18 protein-coding genes are annotated in these 24719 nt (G+C 51.2%); 7 read left to right on the forward strand and 11 right to left on the reverse strand.

Annotated features, from left to right (window positions below; genetic code table 11):
* The first annotated feature begins 224 nt into the window (after positions 1-224).
* From H8K47_RS09185 to H8K47_RS09195, 3 genes are all read left to right on the forward strand, one after another.
* Positions 225-1400 (forward strand): acyl-CoA dehydrogenase, encoded by a 1176-nt coding sequence (locus H8K47_RS09185; protein WP_212681417.1) that lies wholly within the window; start codon positions 225-227, stop codon positions 1398-1400.
* Positions 1401-1663: 263 nt separating this feature from the next.
* Positions 1664-2626 (forward strand): hypothetical protein, encoded by a 963-nt coding sequence (locus H8K47_RS09190; RefSeq protein WP_186881113.1) that lies wholly within the window; start codon positions 1664-1666, stop codon positions 2624-2626.
* Between the two features lie 112 nt (positions 2627-2738).
* Positions 2739-3143, forward strand: coding sequence for a VOC family protein (locus H8K47_RS09195; protein ID WP_186881114.1), 405 nt, complete (start codon positions 2739-2741; stop codon positions 3141-3143).
* Positions 3144-3244: 101 nt separating this feature from the next.
* Here the strand turns inward: H8K47_RS09195 and H8K47_RS09200 are convergent, their stop codons facing one another.
* Positions 3245-3820: a type VI secretion system tube protein Hcp gene (locus tag H8K47_RS09200; protein WP_186881115.1), complete on the reverse strand. Its 576-nt coding sequence runs from the start codon at positions 3818-3820 to the stop codon at positions 3245-3247.
* A 45-nt stretch (positions 3821-3865) separates the two neighbouring features.
* Positions 3866-5908, reverse strand: coding sequence for a type VI secretion system contractile sheath large subunit (gene tssC / locus H8K47_RS09205; protein WP_186881116.1), 2043 nt, complete (start codon positions 5906-5908; stop codon positions 3866-3868).
* Between the two features lie 690 nt (positions 5909-6598).
* On the opposite strand from tssC, the gene H8K47_RS09210 reads away from it, so the two are divergent.
* From H8K47_RS09210 to H8K47_RS09220, 3 genes are all read left to right on the forward strand, one after another.
* Complete coding sequence (locus tag H8K47_RS09210) at positions 6599-8923, forward strand: chitinase C-terminal domain-containing protein (protein ID WP_230410177.1); 2325 nt, start codon at positions 6599-6601, stop codon at positions 8921-8923.
* A gap of 8 nt (positions 8924-8931) precedes the next feature.
* Positions 8932-10314: a glycoside hydrolase family 19 protein gene (locus H8K47_RS09215; RefSeq protein WP_222612761.1), complete on the forward strand. Its 1383-nt coding sequence runs from the start codon at positions 8932-8934 to the stop codon at positions 10312-10314.
* Positions 10315-10423: 109 nt separating this feature from the next.
* Complete coding sequence (locus H8K47_RS09220; protein ID WP_186881118.1) at positions 10424-11959, forward strand: glycosyl hydrolase family 18 protein; 1536 nt, start codon at positions 10424-10426, stop codon at positions 11957-11959.
* Between the two features lie 118 nt (positions 11960-12077).
* Here H8K47_RS09220 and hslO read toward each other — a convergent pair whose 3' ends face one another.
* Together hslO and H8K47_RS09230 are read right to left on the reverse strand one after the other, a co-directional pair.
* Positions 12078-13007, reverse strand: a complete 930-nt coding sequence (gene hslO / locus H8K47_RS09225) for an Hsp33 family molecular chaperone HslO (RefSeq protein ID WP_186881119.1) — start codon at positions 13005-13007, stop codon at positions 12078-12080.
* 85 nt (positions 13008-13092) lie between these two features.
* A complete protein-coding gene (locus H8K47_RS09230) occupies positions 13093-13617 on the reverse strand; it encodes a gamma carbonic anhydrase family protein (protein WP_186881120.1) in 525 nt (174 codons plus the stop codon).
* 119 nt (positions 13618-13736) lie between these two features.
* Between H8K47_RS09230 and H8K47_RS09235 the strand changes: the two genes are divergently transcribed.
* Complete coding sequence (locus H8K47_RS09235; RefSeq protein WP_186881121.1) at positions 13737-14549, forward strand: ferritin-like domain-containing protein; 813 nt, start codon at positions 13737-13739, stop codon at positions 14547-14549.
* A gap of 155 nt (positions 14550-14704) precedes the next feature.
* Here the strand turns inward: H8K47_RS09235 and H8K47_RS09240 are convergent, their stop codons facing one another.
* The 7 genes from H8K47_RS09240 to H8K47_RS09270 all read right to left on the reverse strand — a co-directional run bounded on the left by H8K47_RS09240 (position 14705) and on the right by H8K47_RS09270 (position 24352).
* The gene (locus tag H8K47_RS09240; RefSeq protein WP_186881122.1) at positions 14705-17473 is read right to left on the reverse strand and encodes a nitrate reductase; all 2769 of its coding nucleotides are present in this window, start codon (positions 17471-17473) and stop codon (positions 14705-14707) included.
* Between the two features lie 131 nt (positions 17474-17604).
* Positions 17605-17940: a nitrite reductase small subunit NirD gene (gene nirD / locus H8K47_RS09245; protein ID WP_186881123.1), complete on the reverse strand. Its 336-nt coding sequence runs from the start codon at positions 17938-17940 to the stop codon at positions 17605-17607.
* Between the two features lie 18 nt (positions 17941-17958).
* Entirely contained in the window at positions 17959-20388 is a 2430-nt protein-coding gene (gene nirB / locus H8K47_RS09250; protein WP_186881124.1) for a nitrite reductase large subunit NirB, read from the reverse strand.
* Between the two features lie 16 nt (positions 20389-20404).
* Entirely contained in the window at positions 20405-21172 is a 768-nt protein-coding gene (locus tag H8K47_RS09255; RefSeq protein WP_408057887.1) for an ABC transporter ATP-binding protein, read from the reverse strand.
* Between the two features lie 61 nt (positions 21173-21233).
* The gene (ntrB, locus tag H8K47_RS09260) at positions 21234-22145 is read right to left on the reverse strand and encodes a nitrate ABC transporter permease (RefSeq protein ID WP_186881126.1); all 912 of its coding nucleotides are present in this window, start codon (positions 22143-22145) and stop codon (positions 21234-21236) included.
* Positions 22146-22155: 10 nt separating this feature from the next.
* Positions 22156-23340 carry a CmpA/NrtA family ABC transporter substrate-binding protein gene (locus tag H8K47_RS09265; protein ID WP_230405183.1) on the reverse strand — a complete coding sequence of 395 codons (1185 nt, stop codon included), beginning with the start codon at positions 23338-23340 and terminating at the stop codon, positions 22156-22158.
* A gap of 364 nt (positions 23341-23704) precedes the next feature.
* Entirely contained in the window at positions 23705-24352 is a 648-nt protein-coding gene (locus tag H8K47_RS09270) for an ANTAR domain-containing response regulator (protein WP_186881128.1), read from the reverse strand.
* Positions 24353-24719: the final 367 nt, after the last annotated feature.

Here is a 24719-nt window from a genome sequence, read left to right on the forward strand (position 1 = left end):
GACTTAGCAGGCGGGGAAAATGCGCGCTTGGCTTATACTATGGACTTTTCCGAAAAGTCGGCACCAGTCAGGTATAGGCCAGGTGCTAAGCCAACTGGTATTGTGTGATTGCATGCGCGACTGTAGGAGAAAAGCTTCACGTCTGCACAGTAAACGTGAATCTGCGGCGATCTATAGCTTAAGGATCGCATGCTGTTTTCTATAAAAATGATCAGGAGATTTTGATGGCCAAGGCTGTATTTAATTGGGAAGACCCTTTGTTATTGTCGTCGCAATTGAGCGAAGAAGAACGCATGGTGCAGGAAGCTGCACGTACCTATTGCGAAGAGCGCCTGGCGCCACGCGTATTGGAAGCATTCCGCAATGAAAAAACGGATGTTGCCATCTTCCGCGAAATGGGTGAATTGGGCTTGCTGGGCTCCACGATACCGGTTGAATACGGCGGTGCTGGCCTGAATTATGTCTGCTATGGACTGGTCGCACGCGAAGTCGAACGTGTCGATTCCGGCTACCGTTCTATGATGAGCGTACAAAGCTCGCTGGTGATGGTGCCGATTAATGAATTCGGCAGCGAAGCGCAAAAACAAAAATACCTGCCTAAACTCGCCACCGGCGAATGGATAGGCTGCTTTGGCCTGACCGAACCGAATCACGGTTCCGACCCGGGTAGCATGGTGACACGCGCTAAAGCTGTACCTGGTGGTTATTCGCTGAGCGGCTCAAAAATGTGGATCACCAACAGCCCGATCGCTGATGTGTTCGTGGTCTGGGCTAAAACCGAAGACGGCCGCATCCGTGGCTTCATTCTGGAAAAAGGCTGGAAAGGCCTGAGCGCACCGGCAATTCATGGCAAAGTCGGCCTGCGTGCCTCGATCACCGGCGAAATCGTCATGGATGAAGTCTTCGTCCCTGAAGAAAACCTGATGCCAGGCGTGGAAGGTCTGAAAGGCCCGTTCACCTGCCTGAATTCTGCACGCTACGGCATTGCCTGGGGTGCTTTAGGTGCAGCGGAATTCTGCTGGCACATGGCGCGCCAATACACCATGGACCGTATGCAATTCGGCAAACCACTGGCCGCTAACCAGCTGGTACAGAAAAAACTGGCTGATATGCAAACCGAAATCACACTGGCACTGCAAGGCTGCCTGCGTTTAGGCCGCATGAAAGATGAAGGCACAGCCGCTGTCGAAATCACCTCGATCATGAAACGCAACTCCTGTGGCAAAGCACTGGACATCGCACGTGTCGCCCGCGATATGCTGGGTGGTAACGGCATTTCCGATGAATTCGGCATCGCCCGTCACCTGGTTAATCTGGAAGTCGTGAATACCTACGAAGGTACCCACGACATCCACGCCCTGATCCTGGGCCGCGCCCAAACCGGCATCGCTGCATTCTGATTGTTGATCGCTGTTGTTGGTGTAAAGCGATTTGTCAGTATGAAAAAACCGCACTGGGAAGTGCGGTTTTTTGTTTCAATAGAGATATCTTGTGTGAGGGGAGCTGGGTGTCTTGAAGTGCGATGATGCGGAGTCGTAGATCGGTTTTATTGAGAACTAGACAGGTTTAATTATCCTGTGATTATTGATGTGATTAGAGATTGGTTGTTGTATTTGTATCTTTATGTTAGTGTTTCCTTTTACTCTACAGTTGGTTTGTCATCATGATTCGTTACCTCAATACCGTTCCACATCCTTGGTCTCGGGAAATCATTGAGCATGCGATATCCGATAGTTTTCAAGATGCGAAAAAATCAATAGAAGAAACTGCTGGCGGCAAGTTGTGGCGTACTGTTCAGGATCTTGACGACTCCATAAGAATTTTTCATGAAAGCACTACCGAACTTCTCGATGAAATTTGCCTCTTCGGAGATCGTAGTAAGAATCCCACATTTTGGCATAGAGCGAACGTGAATGAGGTCGAGATTCATACTCGCGTTGTAAAGAAGAAGCTGTTTTATTGTACTTCGTCTCTTATGGCACTAGTCGATCATGCGCGTCGGTTTTACAAAGCTACTCCTGTTTGCGGATACACCGATCAATTGAAGGCTGCCTTCTCTTCTCCAGGGTTACACGATTTCTTGCAGGGTCTCAGAAACTACAATACTCATTGGCGTATCGCGCAGGCAAATTGGATCATTCGTCATGACTTTAAGTCCGGTGTAAGAGTTGCACAGTTTACCGTTACTAAGCCAGAGTTGCTTGCATGGGATGGCTGGTCAGCAAAGGCAAAGGTGTTTATAGATAGTGCACCTGATGCCATCGACATATACGGCCTCTTTTTTGAATACCGAAAGCATGTGCAGCATTTTTATGCTTGGCACAAAGGTGCTGTTCTTGAAAAGTATGGACAAGACATCCAGCCCTACTTTGAATACAAACGTCTTTACGAGGGCATAATGAAAAAGTGTACTTGGAATTTGATAATTGCAAATGCTCCTAAGACAGTGAATCCATATCAATATCTCGACCAGTATCTAACAACACTTCAGATTGAAAGACTTCTCGCATTTAAACACCGAAGTGACGGACAAGTAGATGCACTTATTCAAATGCTAGGTATGGAAGAATTCTGCGATGAGTTTCTCCGAGAAAAGGTGTTAGCGCTTTTTCGACCGTTAACATGATATTCAACCCACTACTCAATTGGGACTTTTGCTAGTAGCCGTTTGATCCCACACAATTCAAACATTCAGCAGCAAAAAATTCACTCCACCCCACACCAGAAAGGCAAACCCCATGAGCAAACAAATCTACCTCAACCTGCCGGTTGCTGATCTGCCTAAGTCGATTGCGTTTTTCAAGGCACTCGGGTTTGCGGATAATCCCCAATTCTCCAGCGATGCGGGAGCCTGTGTGGTGATCAGCGATACGATTTTTGTGATGCTGTGTACGCGCGACCGGTTTCGTGACTTCACACCCAAAGCGATTTGCGATACCAGCGTGGCGGTGGAAATGCTGATCAATCTGCACTGTGACAGTCGTGAAGAAGTCGATCGCCTGGTCGCCAGGGCGCTTGCTGCGGGTGGCTCAAGCTACGATCAGCCTGAGGACTTAGGCTTCATGTATTCGCATAGTTTTGTCGACCCCGATGGTCATGGTTGGGGCCTGTTCCATATGTCTGCTGCTCCGGCTCAGGGCTGAACTGGTAAGGCATGACTGGAGCAGGCTGGGCGTTCGAATTGAGTATGCCAAAAATGCGTCGCCCGTTGACCTCAACAATGCAATGCGCGAGCCGTTATTTCTTAAAATGAGCTAAAGGCGCTAATCGGTCGGTTGCGTACGACACTCCAGCCGCTTGAAATGGTGACCGGTGCGCTTGCCTCAGTCGACGGTGTCGCGTAGGTCCATAAAATTTCAGTAAAGCTGAGCTTGAACTGCTCAGTCGGCATATCATCCGGATTCGATTGGAATTGAATTTCGCTGATGATGGCATCCCGCAGCTGTATCGTGATGCTGTTGCTGATCGTATCACCGGAATTGCGCAGCAAGTAAATGATAGTCGGTGCAGCAGGGCCTTTACCCAGTGGCTCGGCGCGCAGGCAGTAATCATACAATTTAACCGAAGCTGCATCGACATACTTGACGCAGGTAATTTCGGTAATCACTGGACGACCTGAGGTTCTTGCCGAATTACTGACATCTGTTGTGATTTGCTGCTTCATACCATGATGGACAGAGATCAATTCCAAGCAGGGATTTTTATTGACGGTAGTGAAGGCGTTGGCAGCTCTAGTCAGCGGCGAGTCGTTCTGCATCATGCTGCCGGTCCCTGCGCTGACGATGTCTGCAGCGCCAGGCTGAAATAAAATTAAATCCATGTTAGCTTCAGTGATGATCAAACAGTTGTTGTATGCGACGCCATGTTAGCCTGGCAAATCTGTGACCAGACGAATGGCAGTGCTCAATTCTTCTAACTGAAAATGCGGCTTTAAAAAGACGGTCGCGCGATAGGTGCCAGGTTCGCCGGGCACATCGCTTACATGAACGGATGCTTCACGTAAGGGATATGCCGCCTCAGCTTCTTGCGAAGCATCCTCATCAAGTAACACGTAGTTGGCGATCCAGCGATTTAAAAACGCTTCAAGGTTAGCGCGCGTCATGAAGCTGCCTATCTGATCGCGCATGATGGCTTTGATGTAGTGCATAAAGCGAGATTCCGCTAACACGCAAGGCAGCATCGCTGCCATTTTTGCCTGGGCGTTGGCATCATCGGAAAAGTATTTTTTAGGAAGATGCGTTGTTCTCCCACCGAAGATGGCAGCACGACCACTCGCTTTACAACAGGACAGCGCGATGAAGCCCAGGTCGCTCAGTTCTTTGTCGCGTCGCTCGCTGATGGAGACTTCAATCGCACCTGTCATTTCCTGGCTGCCGGTCTGGTTGGTATAGCTGTACGAGGGCAAGCCTTCGATCAGGCCGCCACCACGCACACCACGGATGGCAGCCGGCCAGCTGTACAACGCGCAGGCATGGGTAATGCGCTCGGCCAATACGTAGGCCGCATTGCCCCAGAGCAGATTTTGATGATCTGGTTTTGCATAGCCAATCAGATTGCCTTCAGCAGAGTGGAACTGGGTTTGCGCGTCATTGCAGATAATTTCTTCGAAATCCAAGCCCTCACACGCTATCGTCGTACGCTTATCCGGCCTTCCGTAAGGCAGACGCAGTAAAACGCGCGGCATCACCAGTGAGACGTAACGTGCCTCTTCGGTTTGGCGGAATTCATGCCAGGCACTGAGTTCGGCAGCTTCAAAGATTTTTGCCAGTTCACGTGGTCTGTTGAGTTGCTCGAATCCGCTTAAGCCAAACAGATTGCTTGATGCCGCAGCAATAAACGGCGCATGCGCGGCGGCGGCAATGGCAGACATGTTCTTTAAGAAGTCGATATCTGCTGCATCTGCTCCAATTTCATATGCGCCAACTAGCAGGCTATACGGGGCGCCGCCATAAGTACCATATTCTGCTTCGTAGATCAGTTTAAAGAGGGCGCTTTGGTCGAATTCAATAGCTTTAATCAAGTCTCTGCGTAACTCCTCCAGCTGGGCATTAAAAACCCGCAGTTTGAGCAGAGGGCCGGTTTCGGTGTTAACAACCAGATGCGCTAAACCGCGCCAGGTCGCTTCCAACTGTTTAAAGCCCGGGCAGTGCAAAATCGCGTTTAAGGCGCTGCTCAATTGTTGGTCGCAATGTGTAACGAGTTCGTCAATGACTGCAACAGTACTGTGTTTCTGCATGAAGTCCTGGCGATTGATATCCGCATTATTTTCTAAGTAAGAATCTAACTGCAGAGATAAATGCGAGAGACAGAGTAAGGTCTTATCCACGTCGGTCTCAGCCTTATCTGCAGCACGCAGTTCCATTAAGGCTTTTCGCAGCCGGGATGCTTCTGTATCTGAAGCTGGCGGATTTTCCCCCGGTATTGTCGTGTCTTTATTTAACACGAATACACGGACCAACTGAGCAAAGTCATCATCCGATGCACAACGCGCCTGCAAGCTGCGGATCAGCCCCCGTGATTCATATACGGAGCGCAAACCAGGCAGTTGTTGAATGATGCGCATCGGTTCGAAATCAGCGATGTGTTCAAACATCAGCTGCTGATCATCCGGCGTGGACAGCAGTGCTGCAATCGATGTTGCAGATTTCGTGATTTCTAGCAGGTCGACCCGAGGGCGGATGCTTTTCATGACCTCGTTAAAGTTATCGCGATCGATGTCTGTCATTACCCTTTCTTTGAAAGGCGTTGTCATCTGTTCCGGAGCGCGATCGCCCGATAAGTCGGCCAGTATGCCGACGACAAACGGAAGCTCACGTTTTTCAATGTTTCCGCCGGTTTCAACATCATAGGTAATTCTGACGCGCGGTGGCCGGGCACGTAATCGTTTTTTTTGTAGGCTTTCAGTCATTTTGTCGTCTCAGTTTCTCTGACATGTTTATTCGTACATTACCCATAATATATCTGCATCCAGGCTGAATAGGACAGAAAGAATAAAATTGTCCTCATCCGTTCAAGTAGTCAGAAAAATCCAGATGTTACCTGGCTAAATGGGGGGAACTATCCGGTTTGCCGCCTTTGCTGATGGGCTGGAACTGTCGTATTGAACGGCTCGTCGTAGAACTGCTTGAACTCTGATTGAGAGCCAAGCGTGTTTTAACGCTGTCGTGCCTCTTTACTGCTGTTGGCGTTGTGGTTTGCCTATTTCTGCGCCTTAAGTGTCGTTCAACATTTCATGTCCTGTTTAATACCAGTTACATATTTAAGTCGTCGTTAAATATGTGTTCTCTAGGCAATCATTTTCTATAAAACGAAATTGTAAGCATAGACAAAAACCACTTGCAGGGCTGATGTTCTCTTCTAGACTGGACTTGCTCATCTAGTACCAGATTAATACCAAAATAAGTCGCTCAAGCAGTCAAAAATCAGTCACCAAAGCAGCATAAAAATGGCGTTGTTCTGGTCGGTGTCAGCATGGGCAAGGGTGGTGTGCGTCGTCGCAGCATTCAGTCTCAATGTGTTGCTGTCGCGTCGTATGTTTGAAAAAAATTCGTTGCGCAGGTACTGAGCCTGGGCCGATGAATGATCACTTGGGGGAGACATGAAACAACAACTTACTATGCGTTTTGCGCAACTCTTAGGCATGAGTTTGTGTGCGGTCGTGACGATAGAGGCACAGGCCGCTTGCAGTTCGCCAGCCTGGGATGCAGCGAAGGCTTATAACGGTGGCGCTAAGGTGTCATATCAGGATCAGGAATGGAGTGCGAAGTGGTGGACGCAGGCGAATCCACCGAAAAATGATGCGGATGGTCCTTGGAAATTTGTCGCGAATTGCAGTGGTGGCGGAGGTGGTGGGGGAGGCGGTGGTGGGTCGGCAGATCCTGTGCTGGTCACTCCACCGTTACCACCGGGTAGCGCACTGTGCCGACCTGATGGCATGGCGGTGACTGCGGGCGTGAATGCACCGTATTGCCAGGCTTACGATAGCAATGGCCGTGAAAAACTGGGTAAGCTGCAGCGCCGTGTGATCGGTTATTTCACCAGCTGGCGCACTGGTAAAGATGGTAGCCCGGCTTATCTGGCGCATCAGATTCCCTGGGATAAGCTCAGTCATATCAATTATGCGTTTGCGCATGTGGACAGTCAAAACCGCATCTCTGTCGGTGAAGTCAGTGACCCTAACAATGCCGCAACCAGCCTGCAATGGCCAGGTGTGGCGGGTGCAGAAATGGACCCTGGCTATGCGTATAAAGGTCACTTCAATCTGCTCAATAAATTCAAAAAACAATATCCGCAAGTGAAGACCCTGATTTCGGTAGGCGGATGGGCTGAGACAGGCGGCTACTTCGACAGTACCGGCAAACGTGTCAATAGCGGTGGCTTTTATGCGATGACGACTAATGCTGATAACAGTGTGAATCAGGCTGGTATCAATACCTTTGCGGATTCTGTCGTGGCGTTTTTGCGCCAGTACAATTTTGATGGGGTTGATATCGATTACGAGTATCCGACTTCGATGAAAGATGCGGGCAATCCGCTCGACTTTAGCGTCGCCAATGCACGTCGCCCCGGTCTGATGAAAAGTTATTCCGCCTTGATGAAAACCCTGCGTGAAAAGCTGGATGCAGCAGCGGCGCAGGATAACCGCTATTACTTGTTGACGATTGCCGCACCGGCTTCGGCTTATTTGCTGCGCGGTATGGAAAATTCACCGGCACTGGCCTATCTGGATTTTGCCAATCTGATGTCTTATGACTTGCATGGTGCCTGGAATGAGTTTGTGGGCCCGAATGCCGCCTTGTTTGATGATGGCAAAGACGCGGAACTGGCACGCTGGAGTGTATATAGCTCTGCGCAATATGGCGGTATCGGCTATCTGAATAGCGACTGGGCGTATCACTATTTGCGTGGTGCGATGCAATCGGGTCGTATCAATGTCGGTGTGCCGTATTACACCCGTGGCTGGCGCAATGTGACTGGCGGTAGCAATGGGCTGTGGGGCAAATCGCTGGGCAGCAATTGCCCGCCTGGTACCACGGTGTGTGGTGCGGGGGCGATTGGTATCGACAATCTGTGGCGTGATCTGGATGCGCAAGGCAAGGAGGTACCTGCCGGTGGCAATCCGATGTGGCATGCAAAAAATCTGGAGCGAGGTGTCGCCGGTTCTTATCTGACCAGCTATGGCCTCAACCCGGCCAGTAATCCGGATGACAGGCTGGTGGGCAGCTATGTGCGCAATTACGATGCGACGCTGGTGGCACCCTGGCTGTGGAATGCACAGAAAAACGTGTTTATTTCTACGGAAGATGAGGCATCGGTACAAAGAAAAGCGCAGTGGATCATCGCACAGGGTATAGGCGGTGTGATGTTCTGGGAATTAGCTGGCGACTATGACTGGAATGCCGCGCGTGGTGAGTATTTTATGGGCAGCAGTTTAACGCGCAGTTTTTATCAGGCCTTCAGCACCGCCACACCTTACGGCAATCTGCGCTCTAAACAAGCTGTGCCAACTGCTGCGATCGATTTACTGGTTGAAGTGACAGGCTATAAATTAGGCGACGCTAACTACCCGATTAACCCCACGCTTAAAATCACCAATCGTTCCGGCTTTACGCTGGCAGGTGGCACAGAAATCCAGTTCGATTTGCCGACGTCCACACCGGACAATACCAGCGACCAGTCTGGCATGGGCCTGCGCGTACTGAGCAGCGGACACAGTGGGAATAATATCGGTGGCCTGAAGGGCGATTTGCATCGCATGTCCTTCAAGCTGCCGGCGTGGTCTGGCTTAGCGCCGAACGCCAGCACCAGCATGACGCTGAACTATTACTTGCCTGTTTCGGGGCCAGCTAACTTCAGCGTCATCATCAATGGCAAAGCCTATGCCCTGCGTAGTGAGCAGCCTTATCTGCCGTATATCAAATGAGGTCAGCCATGAAGCGAAAATTAATTAGCCTGTTGTTCGTGTTTGCACCAACAACCTATGCCGCGACACCGGTGTGTTCACCCTGGCAAGCCAGCAAGGTGTATGTGAAGGGAGATTATGTTCAGGTGCAGAGCAAAGTCTGGCGAGCCAAATGGTGGAGCCAGAATAATCAGCCGGGAGCTGCCGATGTGTGGGAAGAGCGCTTGCCAGGTGAGTGCACGCCGGATAACAGTAATCCCGGCGATGCTGGCAATCCTGCGGGCAGTCCGGCTGTTCCTAGCCGTAAAGAGGCTGAGGCAGAAGAAGCAAAAAAAACTGATAACCCACTGTTTAAGCGTATCCAGGCCAGCGTGCGGACTTTGGATGGTGCTGCGGTCGATGCAGTTCAGCCTGGGCGTAGCGCCAATCCTCTGAATGTGAAACGGGTGGAGCGCATATTGAGTGCAGCTGATTGGCAAAACCTGTTTCCTTTGCGTGATGCCAGCTATAGCTATATGCGTTTTTTGCAAGCCATCGCCAAGTTCCCTGCCGTGTGTGACGACTATAGCGATGGCCGCAATGCCGAGGCCATTTGTCGCAAGACGCTGGCCACCATGTTTGCCCACTTTGCACAGGAAACCGGAGCGCATGATCCGAACTCCAGTGTGCCGCAATGGCGTCAGGGCCTGTATTTTTTGCGTGAAGCGGGCTGTTCGGATAACGACACCAGTTGCGGCTATAACGCGGAATGTGAGCCATCAACCTGGCAAGGGCAAACCTGGCCTTGCGGTAAAGATGCGAGTGGACGCTGGAAGAAATACTATGGCCGTGGTGCGAAGCAGCTTTCGTATAACTACAACTACGGCCCATTTTCTGACGCTATGTTTGGCACTGTGCGCACGTTGCTGGATAAGCCGGAACTGGTGGCTGATACCTGGCTCAACCTGGCTTCGGCGATTTTCTTCTTCGTCTATCCGCAACCGCCCAAGCCATCTATGCTGCATGTGGTCGATGGCAGCTGGCAGATCAATGATGCCGATCGTCAGGCTCAGCTCAGCCCCGGCTTTGGCGCCACGATACACATCATCAATGGCGGGATCGAATGCGGTCAGGGCTACGATAAACCGCAGGCACAAAACCGCATCAGCTATTACCAGAGTCTGGCCGCGTATTTTGCAGTACCCATTGCAGCGAATGAGGCACTCAGTTGCGCCAATATGAAGCCCTTTCCCGCTGGCGGGGCCGGTGCGCAATTGCTGTACTGGGAGCAGGATTGGAGTTATGACCCACGTCGTCCGGATGGCAAAAGCTATGCCTGCAAACTGGTGTCTTACCAAACCCCGCACTATGCATTAAAGGCGGGCGATTATGTGCGCTGTGTCGAGCATCATTTCAAAGTTGTACTGAAATAAAACCTGACGCTGATGCAAAATTTGAACGCAAATTGCTGCTCTATGTAACAGGCCCTAGTCGTTTTGCATCAGCCGTCATCTCAGACTACATCCCCAAACGGAGGAAACTATGTATGCAATGAAATCGGTATTGTATGGCGTTGTCTTATGTGCCGCCATGAGCTTCAGTATGAATGCACAGGCTGCAGCAGCTTGTGATTCCTGGTCGGCGGCGACCGTGTACACCCAGGGCAAATACGCAACGTATCAAGGCAAAGCCTGGCGCGCAAAATGGTACACCCAGAATGAAGCACCTGGTGCGCAATGGGGGCCTTGGGAAGAAAGACCTGCTTCCGAATGCACAGCGACACCAACACCGGGCGGTGACGGTAGCGGCATCCCGGAACCCAGCCCTACAGTCGGTATGCATCATGGCTCTTATTTTGCGCAATGGGGAATTTATGGACGTAACTACAAATTGCGCAATCTGGTGGATGCGGGTGGCGATAAAAAACTGACTTTCCTGAACTATGCGTTTGGCAATGTGTATGCGAATGGCGAATGCAATATCGTGACCCGTACTGAAACCGGCAATGGTGATGGTGGGGATGGCTGGGCCGATTATCAGCGCGGCTTTGCGGAGAATGAATCGGTCGATGGTGTGGGCGATAACTGGGACGATAAACTCAAAGGCAATTTCAATCAGCTCAAAAAGCTGAAGCTGAAAAATCCAGGTCTGAAGGTGATGATTTCCTTGGGGGGCTGGACCTGGTCTAAAAACTTCAGTAAGGCAGCGGCGACCGATGCCAGCCGTAAGGCATTGGTCAGCTCCTGCATCAATCTCTACATCAAAGGAAATCTGCCTGTGGCTGAAGGCACGGGCGGTACCGGCGTCGCCAAAGGTGTGTTTGACGGCATCGATATTGACTGGGAATATCCGGTAGCAGGTGGCTTGGCCAGCAATGGCTATAGCGCCGCAGATAAGCAGAATTTCACGCTCTTACTGGCAGAATTCCGTAGTCAGCTGACTGCATTGGGTGCTACCAATAAGCGTCGTTATTATCTGACTGCCGCGATCGGTTCCGGTGTCGATAAAATTCGCAATACCGAACCTGCTTTGTACTCGGCTTATCTCGATTGGGTCAATGTGATGAGTTACGATTACCACGGCGGCTGGGACGCGACTGGCCCGACTAATTTCCAATCCAACCTGTACGCTGATCCTGTCGCACCGGGCACGGGTGACATCCTGAAATACAATATCCACGATACGGTGCAGGCGCTGACTGCAGCGGGTATGCCTAAAGCGAAGATCGTGCTGGGTATACCTTTCTACGGACGTGGCTGGCGTGGTGTGGCTGCGGGGCCAGATAAAAATGGTCTGTACCAAAGTGCCAGCAGTGCTGCACCCGGTACCTTTGAGGCAGGGATCGATGATTACAAAGTGCTCAAGCTCAAGCGCTCCACCAGCTACGTGCATCCGGTCACCAAACAACTCTGGATTTACGATGGCAATGAATTCTGGAGTTACGATGATCCGGTGGTGATCGCCACCAAGATCGCCTACGCCAAAGAAAAAGGTTTGGGCGGCTTGTTTTCCTGGTCGCTGGATGGCGATGATGCGAACGCGACGCTGTTAAAGGCCACCGGTGGCATACGGCCGTAATTTGTTGTGCGCGCGCAGTAACGCCTGAAGCGCCAATTGCTGCCAACACCTCATTCAGCATGATGATTTGTTGATGGAGGTGTTGGTGATATTGCAGTCCTGATGGATGTAATCCTTATCAGTGCTTGATTTCAGCAGCCGCGACCGTACCTTCGGCCAGTGTATTGGTGACGAATAACTGCGCACAGTCGACCGGGTCAAAACCATAATGCTGGCCACAGAAGTCGCAGTTGATGTCGATGCGTCCTGCTTCCGCAATAGCGCTTTCAATCTCGGCAGCGCCCAACATTTTCAGCATATCGCCGACTTTTTCACGGGTGCAGCTGCAATGGAATTCCGGATGCAGCGGTTCAAATACGCGCAGAGTCTGCTCCCAGAACAGGCGGTGCATCAGGGTTTCTGCACTGTGTTCCAGCATTTCATCTTTTTTGAGGGTGTCACCCAGCATCACGGCGTGGTTCCAGGCTTCTGCTTCGTCTTCGACTTTGGATGCGCTGCCGCCGATTTTCGGCAGTTTTTGCAATAGCATGCCGCGTGTCACTTTATCGTTAGCCGCCAGCCAGAGCTTGGTATCGAGCTGCTCAGAACGCAGCATATAGTTTTCAATGACGGTGGCGATATCATCGCCATCCAGCGGCACGATGCCTTGATAAGCCTGCTGGCCCGGCATTTTATCGTTAGGATCAAGCGTAATCACAAAGCGGCCCTGACCATGCGCATGTACCAGGTCTTTCAGGCTTTCATTCTCTTCGATCACAGCATCATCGGCCAGCTTGGCGGTCGCACGCAGACGCAGGTTGGCATCACACTCAACCACCATCAGTTTGACCGGGCCATCGCCATGTATCAGCATGATCATGGTGCCATTGAACTTCAGATTGGCGGAAAGCAGGGCGGCGGCGGCCATCAGTTCGCCCAGTAAAGTTTGCACCGCCTTCGGATAGCTGCGGTGTGACTGCATTTGCTGCCAGGATTGTTCCAGCTCGACCAGCTCACCGCGCACGCCGGCATGTTCAAACATAAATTTTTGTAGTGTATCTGTTTTCATAAAATCAACTTCAAGATGGTGTTAAGCCACGCAAAACGGTTCCGTTATGCCGCTTTCCGCGATCGGATAGCTTGCGACGGTCTGATTAAACGATGCGTTTAAGTTCAGTTTTATAGAGCTGGCCGCGTTGCGCATAATTGGCAGTGTTTTTGTGCATGCCCGCAATGTCCTGTTCTGTCAGCTGGCGTACAGCCTTGGCCGGCGAGCCTATGATCAGGGAGTTATCCGGGAATTCCTTCCCCTCTGTGACCAGGGCACCGGCACCGACCAGACAATTTTTTCCTATCTTCGCGCCGTTCAGTATGACTGCCTGGATGCCGATCAGCGAACCTTCACCGATGGTGCAGCCGTGCAGCATGGCCTGATGACCGATGGTGACATTGCGGGCGACGGTCAGCGGATAACCGGGATCGGTGTGCAAGATACAGCCTTCCTGCACATTGCTGTTTTCACCAATATGAATAAGCTCATTATCGCCGCGCAGGGTGACGTCAAACCAGATGCTGGCTTTGGCATCAATGTTGACTTTACCGATGACTTTTGCCGTATCCGTGATGTAGGCAGATGCGTCGATATCGGGCGTTTGATCGCCTAATTGGTAGATGGGCATGATTTTTCCGTAAAATAGCGGCTCATGAAACACATCAGTGCAAGTACCTTGAGCACTGATGTGACGTAAACCCCTTATTTTAACGCTCCGCGTACGATATTGCCGGAGTCTTTCAAAACATGCGCCATTTTCCAAGCACTGCCCCCGAATTACGCCAGCTTGCCTTACAAGTATTATTACAGACCGATCCTGAGGAAAAATGCCGGCTGGCGCTCGCGATTGCAGATGATGTGACGCTGAACGGACAGGCTGAACTGAATGAGCCGGATGGCATCCCGGGTCGCCCTGTGCGTCCTGAACTGGTGCCGCCGGGTCAGGTAGGCAGGCGTGCCATGCATACTGTTGAGGGCAGGGCAGTGCTGATCCATGCGTTGGCGCATATCGAACTGAATGCGATTAATCTGGCTGCAGACATACTGTGGCGTTTTGCCGGTTTGCCGGAACAGTTTTACCGCGACTGGTTGCGCGTGATGAAGGAAGAGGCGTATCACTTTCAGTTACTTAGCGATCATTTGCAGCAGCAGGGGTATCACTATGGTGACTTCACTGCGCATAACAGTTTATGGGAAATGGCAGCCAAGACCAGGCAGGATCTGATCGCACGGCTGGCGTTGGTGCCACGTACGCTGGAGGCGCGCGGCCTGGATGTGACACCGGGTGTGGCGGTCAAGCTGGCACAGGCCGGAGATGCACGCGCTGCCGAGATATTAGGCATTATTTATCGCGATGAAATCGGTCATGTCGCAATCGGTAATCGCTGGTATCTGCATTTCTGTACAGAACAGGGCCTGGATCCGGTCGCTTTGTATCCTAGGCTGGCATTGCAATACAAAGCCCCCCGTTTGCGTGGTCCCTTTAATCTGGAGGCAAGGCGTACCGCTGGTTTCAGTGATAAGGAATTGCAACTGATGCAGCAAGCGGATCAGCCCTAGTGGTGTACCCGGCAAAGTGGGGGGGGAAGGCCGTAAAAAAACGCACCTTAAGGTAAAGGAGGGTAAAGGAGCAAGGCAGTTTCCATCCTCAGGATTCAGTTTGATTTGGTTTTTCTGTTTTAAGCCCCATTTCTGAACGTATTCACTGAAAACTGTTAATTGCTTGCTGTTTCCCTTAAATGCCTGATTTTCTGTTTCAGCTCGGGCACGCAGGACCCGCATCGTGTGCCGCACCCCAGCGTCTGCTGTAAATTTTGTAGCAACTGCTGTTCCTCGTAGGCGCTTGCCGGCACCTGCTGCTTTTGCAGAAACTGGCTGATGCTGGATGCGCTAACCCCCATACATTGACAAATCTGCGTCACAGCGACTGTGGCCTTACCGTCGGGCGCTTGCTGCTGAAACAGTTGGCTTGCAGGTACATTGACCGTTACCTGCGTTGTCAACCAAACGCTGAGCCAGTCTGGCAAAGTTTGTGTGCCAAATTGCAGAACTGTTTGTAGTTGTTGCTGTGCCAGACGGACCAGGCGGGTGCTGCGTTGGCTGTCACTATATTGCATGACGTCCGGCGAGTTCAGCTCAAACAGCTGTTTTAAAGCATGTAGGAGTTGGTGATCAGGCGCGTTCATCACAGCAAACACGCTGAGCCCTTTTGCTACGGCGCCAAACGGTATGCATTCTGCATACGGCAGATGGCCTAATAGCCGCCTGCATTCTTTTTGTTTTTCGTGCGCAGAATCAGGTTTAAGCCAGCTGGTGATTGATAAACGCCATGGGAATTCTTGTTTACGCAGGCTGACCGTCGTATATTTTAGTTCGGGTTGGCGAGATTGCGGATCGAGTGCAGGGCTAACCAGCGTGTTGACGCCATAAGCGGTTTGTCCATCTTCGTATCCCCATACGTATTCCTCTCCCCAGTGCATAGGTAACCACAGCAAACCGGGGCGTAATGCAGGGTTGCCGATGATCCGCCAATACTGCTGGCCGCGTTGATTACTGATGTGAACCATATCTCCATCCTGCAATAAGCGGGATTGCATATCCGCGGGGTGCATTTCCAGGAACGGTTGAGGCTGATGGGAAAAGGCTGCATTGTTAGCGCCGGTACGACTCATGCCATGCCACTGATCGCGTATGCGGCCGGTAGACAGAATAAATGGAGTACGTGGTGTGACTTTATCCTGCGCTGATTGATACGGTGTTTCGATCAGCCTGGCTTTACCGTCTGCATGCTGAAAGCGGAAGTCTGTGTATAAACGCGGTTTGCCGCTTGTTTGTCCGGTTGGACAGGGCCACTGCTGCGGATGCTGTTCCAGCATTGCATAGCTGAGACCGGTGATGTCGAGATCCTGGCCTCGGGTCAGTTCCCGGTGTTCGTTCCAGATCTGTTGAGGTCCCTCGTAGCTGAGCTTCAAATTTTTCTTAAGCGGGAAATGCTGTTGTATCGCTTGTCCTATCTGACTCGCAATCCACCAATCTGGTTTAGCCATACCGGGAGGAGAGATCGCTGCACGTACCCGCGAAATACGGCGTTCGGAATTCGTGACAGTGCCTTCTTTTTCACCCCAACTTGCTGCGGGTAACAGGATGTCTGCATAGCGACAGGTAGCTGTATCTGCAAATGCTTCCTGGACGATCACCAGTTCAGCGGCTTCAAGTGCGGCTCTGACTTGTGCTTGCGCTGGCAATGATTGCGCGGGATTGGTGCAGACTATCCAGAGTATACGTATCCTGCCGTTGCGTACTGCCTCAAACATGTCAACGGCCGTGCTGCCAGCCTGATCTGGCAGAGTGTCGATTCCCCACGCAGCAGCCACTTCGGCCCGGTCTGCAGGATTTTGTATGTCTCTGTGTCCACACAATAAGGTTGACATGCTGCCTGTTTCCCGTCCCCCCATCGCATTGGGTTGCCCGGTCAGCGAAAATGGCCCCGTACCTGGCCGTCCAATCTGGGCGGTAATCAAATGCAGATTGATCAATGCACTGTTTTTTGCAGTCCCTGAGGATGACTGATTCAAGCCTTGGCAATACAGCGACAAACTTGCCGGTGCCTTGTAAAACCATTCAGCCAGCTGGTGCAGATCCTCGGGTTTTACACCACAGACCGAAGCGGTATATTCCGGCGTGTAACTGCGTACACTGTTACGTAATTCGGTAAAGCCAGTGGTGTGTGCATCTATCCAGTCTTGCCGTATCCAGCCTTCCCACAGGCAGATGTGTAGCAGGCCGTTAAGCAATGCCACATCTGTGCCGGGTTTAATCGCCAAATGAAGGTCTGCGTCCTGTGCACTGTCGGTACGGCGAGGGTCTACCACGACAACTTTCATTTGCGGTCGTTTGTGACGCGCTGCTTCCAGTCTGCGATACAGCACCGGATGTGCATAGGCTGGATTGGCGCCGATGATCAGCACCAGGTCGGCACAATCCAGATCTTCATAATTGCATGGCGGTGCGTCACTGCCCAATGATTGTTTATAACCAGCCACTGCGCTGGACATGCACAGGCGGGAATTGCTATCTATTTGATTGGTGCCAATAAGACCCCGGGCCAGCTTATTGAACAGATAGTAGTCTTCTGTCAGTAACTGTCCGGAGACATAAAAGCCTATGCTATCGGGCCCATATTGCCGTACGGTGCTGACAATGCGGCTGGCCATCAGCGCAGTTACTGTATTCCAGTCAGCATGTTGCAAAGTTTCATTACGGTGCTGCCTTAGCATGGGGGTGTGCAAACGTCGATGGGCCTGGATCAATGGTGTGCTGGTCAGATGCAGTTGACTGCCTTTGCTGCACAATCTGCCAAAATTAGCCGGATGGTCGGGGTCGCCACGTACGCCGGTGATTTGATTACCAGACGCGCTGATGAGTACGCCACAACCAACACCACAATAACAGCAGGTGCTTCTGGTTTCAGTAATCACTGACATGGTTAACTTTCTCTTCTTAGCTTTTGTTGTTTAGGGCTGGCGCAACGGACATCGTTGACACGCGTTATTTCCTGACGCATTCAAGGGTTGCGCAGTCTTGCTGCGACAACTTTGCGTAAGTCCTGTGTCAATCAATGGCCCAGACAACGCAATTCAGTCTCATCCAACAAAACTTGTCCTTCTTCCAGCCGTACTTGAAAACGTGCTGCGCAACCCTGATCCGGTGCGATGGCAGATCCCGATTCCAGGTTGATATGCCAGTTGTGAAGCGGGCAGGCTACGTTGTCACCAACCAGCATGCCCTGTGACAATGGGCCACCTTTGTGTGGGCAGCGGTCAACCAGAGCAAAGACGCGGTTGTCACCAGTACGGAACAGGGCGACATCGGGCAAACCGGTTCTTTGCAATACCCTTGCCCCGTGTTGGGGAATGTCACTCACCAGGCAAATAATTTTCCATTCAGACATGATGATTTGCTTTCCTCTTCAGAGATTAAGTGCAACAAACTGGCGCGTGTCGACTTGAGCAGCCTGAGGCTGATGCCAGGGGTCAGCTTCCTGACTCAAGGCAAACAGTAACTCTTCATACAGAGCACGTCGTTTTTCTGCTTGCTCCAAAATGACCGATTTCACATAGTCCAGTCCGACCCGGTTCACAAAATGTACGGTACGTTCCAGATACCAGCCTTCCTGACGATAGAGTTGCAGGAATGCGCCAGTAAATTCCATCACTTCCGCGGCAGTTTTAACTTTGACCAGAAATTGTGCGACTTCGGTTTTGATACCGCCATTTCCTGCTACATAAATTTCCCAGCCGGAGTCAACTCCAATCACGCCGACATCTTTGATACCCGCCTCAGCACAATTACGTGGGCATCCGGATACCGCCAGTTTTACTTTGTGAGGGGCATACATGCGGGCCAAAGCATGTTCGAGCTGTTTTCCCATCGCGGTTGAATCCTGGGTGCCGAAGCGGCACCATTCACTGCCGACACAGGTTTTGACTGTGCGTAATCCCTTGGCATAAGCCAGACCGGATGGCATACCCAGATCGGCCCAAACCTTGGGCAAATCCTGTTTTTGGACGCCCAGTAAGTCGATGCGCTGACCACCCGTGACTTTAACGGTAGGTATCTGATATTTATCCACCACATCAGCGATGCGACGCAAATCAGCAGCAGTCGTTTCACCTCCCCACATGCGGGGAATGACAGAATAGCTGCCATCTCTCTGAATATTGGCGTGCGAACGCTCGTTGATCATTCTGGATTGCGGATCATCCACGGCTTCATGTGGCCAGGTTGATATCAGGTAATAATTCAATGCGGGACGACAACTGGTGCAGCCGTCAGCGCTGCGCCACTGAAGTCGTTGTTGAATCGCCGGAATGGTAAGCAGATGGTGTTCCCGAATGGCGCTGCGTACTTCTGCATGTGTTAAGTCCGTGCAGTGACACAGCGCTTTATTACGCGGATTCGCTGAGTAATCACCACCTGCGGTACTGACGAGGATTTGCTCCACCAAGCCGGTACAAGAACCACAAGAGGCAGAAGCCTTGGTATGTTTGCGCACATCTTCTAGTGTGAATAAACCTTGCTCCCGAATCGCTTTGACTATCGTCCCTTTGCAAACGCCGTTGCAGCCACAGACCTCTGCGCTGTCTGACATCGCTGCCGCCAAGGTTTGGCCTGCGTGACCGGTGTCGCCGGTTCCCGACTCACCGAACATCAGATGGTCGCGGATGGTGCTGATGTCTTTACCTTCGCGTAGCAGACGAAAGTACCAGGCCCCGTCTGCTGTATCTCCATATAAACAGGCACCAATCAGTTTGTCGTTTTGTATGACCAGCTTTTTATAAATGCCGCCGTTCGGGTCAGATAAAACGATTTCTTCCTTGCCTTCGCCCCCCATAAAATCACCGGCAGAAAATAAATCTATTCCTGTAACCTTTAATTTGGTCGAAGTAACTGACCCCTGGTAACGTCCGATCCCGAATTGCGCCAGGTGATTGGCACAGACTTTAGCCATGTCAAACAAGGGAGCGACCAGGCCATAGGCGATGCCACGATGGCTGACACATTCGCCCACCGCATAAATGCGCGGATCAAAAGTTTGCATGGTGTCGTTCACGACGATGCCACGTTGGCAATGCAGGCCAGCGGCTTCTGCCAGCGCCGTGTTTGGACGTATTCCGACCGCCATGACAACCAGATCGGCAGCCACCTCAGATGCATCGCTGAAGCGCACGGCACGCACCCGTCCTTGTTCGTCGCCGAGCAAAGAAGCCGTGTTTTTACCTAACAGGAATTGCAGACCTTTTTGCTCCAGCGATTGCTGTAACAAGCCTGCCGCAACCGGATCAAGTTGGCGTTCCATTAACCAGCCTGGCAAATGAACTACGCTGACGGTCATGCCACGCTGGCGCAGGCCGTTCGCAGCTTCCAGTCCCAGCAAACCACCACCGATGACGACTGCATTCGGGTATTGTTGGGCAGTCTGTATCATTGTTTCGGTGTCAGCAATGTCGCGATAGGCGATCACTCCTTGCAGATCATTCCCGGGGACCGGTAGCATAAAAGGGGTAGAGCCAGTCGCCAGCAATAGACGATCATAAGGTGTAACGCTGCCATCATCGGCGATGACTTCACGTTTTACCCTATCTATGACTGTAATGGTCGTGCCGGTACGTAAGTTAATCTTGTTTTCGCGGTACCATTCCCAATCGTTCAGAATGATATCCTTCAGAGTCTGTTCACCAGCTAATACAGGTGATAGCAAAATACGGTTATAGTTGGGCCAGGGCTCACTGCCGAATACAGTGATGTCGTAGAGGTCGGGCGCCAGCTTCAGCAACTCTTCGATAGTCCGTATGCCGGCCATGCCATTGCCGATCAGAACCAGGCGTAGTTTTTTCATCTTAACTTCCTTCGTTTCAGGTCGCTTGACTAGCAGGGATTTGCTGGCGGTGGTACAGAAACTCCAACACAGCGCTACGACAGCGCTGATATTCACTGTCATGTGAAAGGGCGACCCGGTCACGCGGGCGTGGCAGATCCACGCTCATAATCTCGCCTATGGTTGCCGCAGGCCCGTTGGTAAGCATGACGATGCGGTCGGACAGCAAGACAGCCTCGTCCACATCATGTGTGACCATCACAACGGTGGAACCGGTTTTTGCCACAATATTGAGTAATTCGTCCTGAAGATGTGCGCGGGTAAGTGCATCGAGTGCACCAAAAGGTTCATCCATCAGCAGTACTTGCGGTTGCATCGCCAGTGCCCGTGCGATACCGACGCGTTGTTTCATGCCTCCGGAAATTTCATGTGGACGTTTTTTTGATGCATGTGCCAATCCGACCAATGCCAGTGCCGCGTCGGTACGTTCACGTAATTTGAGCACGGACTCTTTCCTGGAAAAGACCTTTTCTACGCCCAGATAAACATTTTCAAAACAGGTCAGCCAAGGTAACAGAGAGTGATTCTGAAAAACGACAGCCCGTTCAGGGCCAGGCCCCCTTACTTCACGTTGAGCGCATAACAGGGTGCCGCTGCTGGCATTGATTAGTCCGGCAATCAGATTCAGTAAGGTCGATTTGCCGCAGCCGGAATGGCCAATCAGCGTAATGCATTCACCCCGGCGAATGGTCAGGTCTATGTCTTTTAATGCATGGAATTGTTTACCTTTGCTATTGAAATACATATTCACATCTTGGATCTCGATGTATTTCTTATCAATGGTGGTCGTGAGTTGTTCTGTCATCTTAAGCTCCGCTGTCTTCGAAGGTCACCAGTTTTGCAAGCAGCACCAGCATTTGCTCCAGTACCAGTCCAACCAGACCGATAACGATGATGGCAATTAAAATATGCTTCACATTGAGGTTGTTCCACTCATCCCAAATCCAAAAGCCTATCCCTACACCTCCTGTCAGCATTTCCGCCGCCACGATGACCAGCCATGCCGTGCCAATAGCCAGTCTGACTCCGGTCAGCAAATAGGGGAGTACCGCTGGGAATAGAATTTTGCTCAGAATTTTCCATTCACTGAGATTGAGTACTTTGGCGACATTCAGATAGTCTTGTGGAACACGCTGCACCCCGATCGCTGTATTGATGATCAACGGCCAAATTGAACAAATAAAAATGGACCAGATGGCGGCCGGATCTGCTGCTTTGAAAATCAGCAGGCCGATAGGTAACCAGGCGAGCGGTGACACGGGTTTTAGCAAGCTGATCAATGGTTGACACATCCGGTAAGCAAACGTGGAGCGTCCCGTTAAAAAGCCCAGCGGAATACCGATCAAGGCTGCCAGACCAAAACCGAGTCCGACCCGTTTTAATGAGGCAAATATATTCCAGCCTATCCCTTGGTCATTCGGTCCACGTTGATAAAATGGGTCGCTGAAAATAAGTAGTGCTTCATTCCATGTCTGTAATGGACTGGGAATGCCGGTATTTTTAAATGAAATGATTTGCCATGCCAAAATCAGCAATGCCAGACCCGCAGCAGGCGGGGCTGCGTGCAAAATAAAACCGCGTATCGACAATGCACGTAAGCGTAAGGCGAAGAGTGTTTTTTCCTGAGTCTCCCGCTCTGTACGAATAGGTCTTTGTTGATCTGCAGACGGATCTGCCGGGGTGGTAGCCGGCGTGATGGCGCTCAGGGATTTACTCATGATCATTTCCTCAGGCTTTGAGCTTAAATGCTGCCGCGTAGGCCGCAGGATTTTTTCCATCCCAGACGGATCCATCGGACAATTTTGTGCTGCGCATCACATCCTTAGGAATGCTGACCTTAGCCATGTCTGCACCGTCTTTATAAAGATCTATTCGGTTAACTGACTTGGCAACCGCCAGATAATCGGGATCTGTTTTCAGTAAGCCCCAGCGCTTGTGCTGGGTCATAAACCACATTGCGTCGGATAGGTAAGGGAAGTTGACTGCACCGTCATTGAAAAATTTCATGTGATCAGGATCGTCCCATGTTTTGCCCAGACCATTCTGGTAGCGCCCCAGAATGCGCTGATTGATCACATCAACGGATGTGTTCACATAGGCTTTGTCGGCAATCACCTCAGTCATTTTTCTTTTATTGGATAGCGATGCATCAATCCAGCGACTTGCTTCGAGTACGGCAGCGATCATTGCGCGTGCAGTATTCGGATAACGGGCACTGAATTCGGCGGTGGTGCCGAGTACTTTTTCCGGATGATCTTTCCATATTTCCTGTGTGGTGGCGGCAGTGACGCCGATGCCTTCCACGATCGCACGATGATTCCAAGGTTCGCCGACACAGAAACCATCCATATTCCCGACACGCATATTGGCAACCATCTGTGGCGGCGGGACGGTGATTACTTTCGCTTCACGTAAAGGATGGATGCCGTGTTGGGCCAACCAGAAATACAGCCACATTGCATGGGTGCCGGTTGGGAAAGTCTGCGCAAACGTGTATTCCCGCTTGTTGGTCTGCATCAGTCTGGCCAGCGTACTGCCATCAATGGCCCCTTTGTCTGCCAGTGCTTTAGATAATGTAATGGCTTGCCCATTGTGATTGAGGGTCATGAGCACATTCATGTCTTTTTTCTGACCGCCTATGCCTTGCTGAACACCATAGATCAGGCCATACAGCACATGAGCCGCATCAAGTTCGCCGTTGACCAGTTTGTCACGTACACTGGCCCAAGAGGATTCTTTGCTAGGAATGATTTTGATCCCGTACTTTTTGTCAAAGCCCAGCACGGAGGCCATGATGATTGATGCGCAGTCGGTCAATGGAATAAAGCCAACCCGCACTTCTTCTTTTTCTGGCTTATCGCTACCCGCGGCCCACGCATGCGGGGCGTTTCCTAATATTCCAGCTCCTAGCATCGCACTCGCTCCTTGTATCCATTTTCGGCGTGGCAGATCGCATGCCTGTGATGTGGTTTCGGTATCAGCCGAAGACTTAAGCCTAGATGTACGCATCGCCGCTCCTTCATAAGTAAAGTTTTGAAAAACAAAAAGGCGCCTGTTCATTCCACTCAGTGAAATGAAGAGACGCCTTTGTCTTTTGTGAGTGGCCGCCGTTAGCCAGTTTCACAAAATGAGTACCATCCTTGGTATGACTGTCACTGCAGCAGGAACTGTGCCAGGTTGAATGGGCACTTGCTGCGCAGGTAAAAAGAGAGAAAAGAGATTTTTGCCCCAAATTGCACATGAACAGGCTATTTTTTGGTGCGTCGCACCAAAAAAATCAACCTATCAAATCGACAGCGTCCAAAATACGCTTTGCCAGTTCGCCAAGGCGCAAATTCTTTTCCATGGCTTGCTTTCTCATCCGCTGATATGCGACATCTTCAGACAGAGAGTAACGCTGCATGAGTATGCCTTTTGCTTTGTCTATCAGCTTGCGTTCTGCTAGCCGGTTGCGGGTATCCTGTAATTCGCTTCGTACTTGCTGATCTAACTCGAAGCGTGCCATGGCTACTTCTAACACCGGTTTCACGCGTTCACTTTGTAAGCCTGCAACGACATAAGCTGACACCCCTGCCTCCAATGCGCGCCGCATATGAACAGGTTCGTCATCCTCGGTGAACAGAACAATAGGGCGGGGCGCGTGTTGGGAAATAATGACGAGATGTTCAAGGACGTCCCGTGCATCAGACTCCGCGTCGATGATGATTAGGTCGGGATCGAGCTGAGCAATGCGCTCAATTAAGTACATATCTCCAGGCAGCGAAGCAATAATGTCATAACCTGCCTGCAGCAAGCCAATTCTTAATGTGGAGGAGCGTGTATTTTGATGGTCACTGAATTCCGCGTCGTAGGGACGCGTGGTTTTCGACGTATTGATGACAACAATTTTCAGTGGTTCTGTTTGAGCAGGTGTGATTTTTTCCATTTCAAACTCGTCGACGGTGAAATTATTCCGCTAGAACGCAAGAAACAGGCCAGTTGGGCGACACCGCATTTCTCTGGCGGGCAGATCTGATTCCAGGTGATCGATTTACTATATTTTTACCGTATCTGCGCCTGGCAGAAGACTTGCGCGCTCTTGAAATTTCAATTGCTTTGAAAAAAATCCATTTTTTCGACCCGGAAAGCAATTGGTCGATAGTTAGAATTGACTGCCTTAACAGGGTGCCAGGTAAGCATCCTTAAGCCGGATTTGTCAGCAGTTTCCGGTTTGGTTTGTGCCGAAGCGCCAGCCGCTGTTTGCTCAAGCTATGTCGGCAGGATGAATAAAAAAGCCCTGAAGGCTGCTCGCG

Source organism: Cognatundibacterium rugosum, assembly GCF_014284365.1.
In the GTDB taxonomy this organism is placed as follows: domain Bacteria; phylum Pseudomonadota; class Gammaproteobacteria; order Burkholderiales; family Burkholderiaceae_D; genus Undibacterium; species Undibacterium rugosum.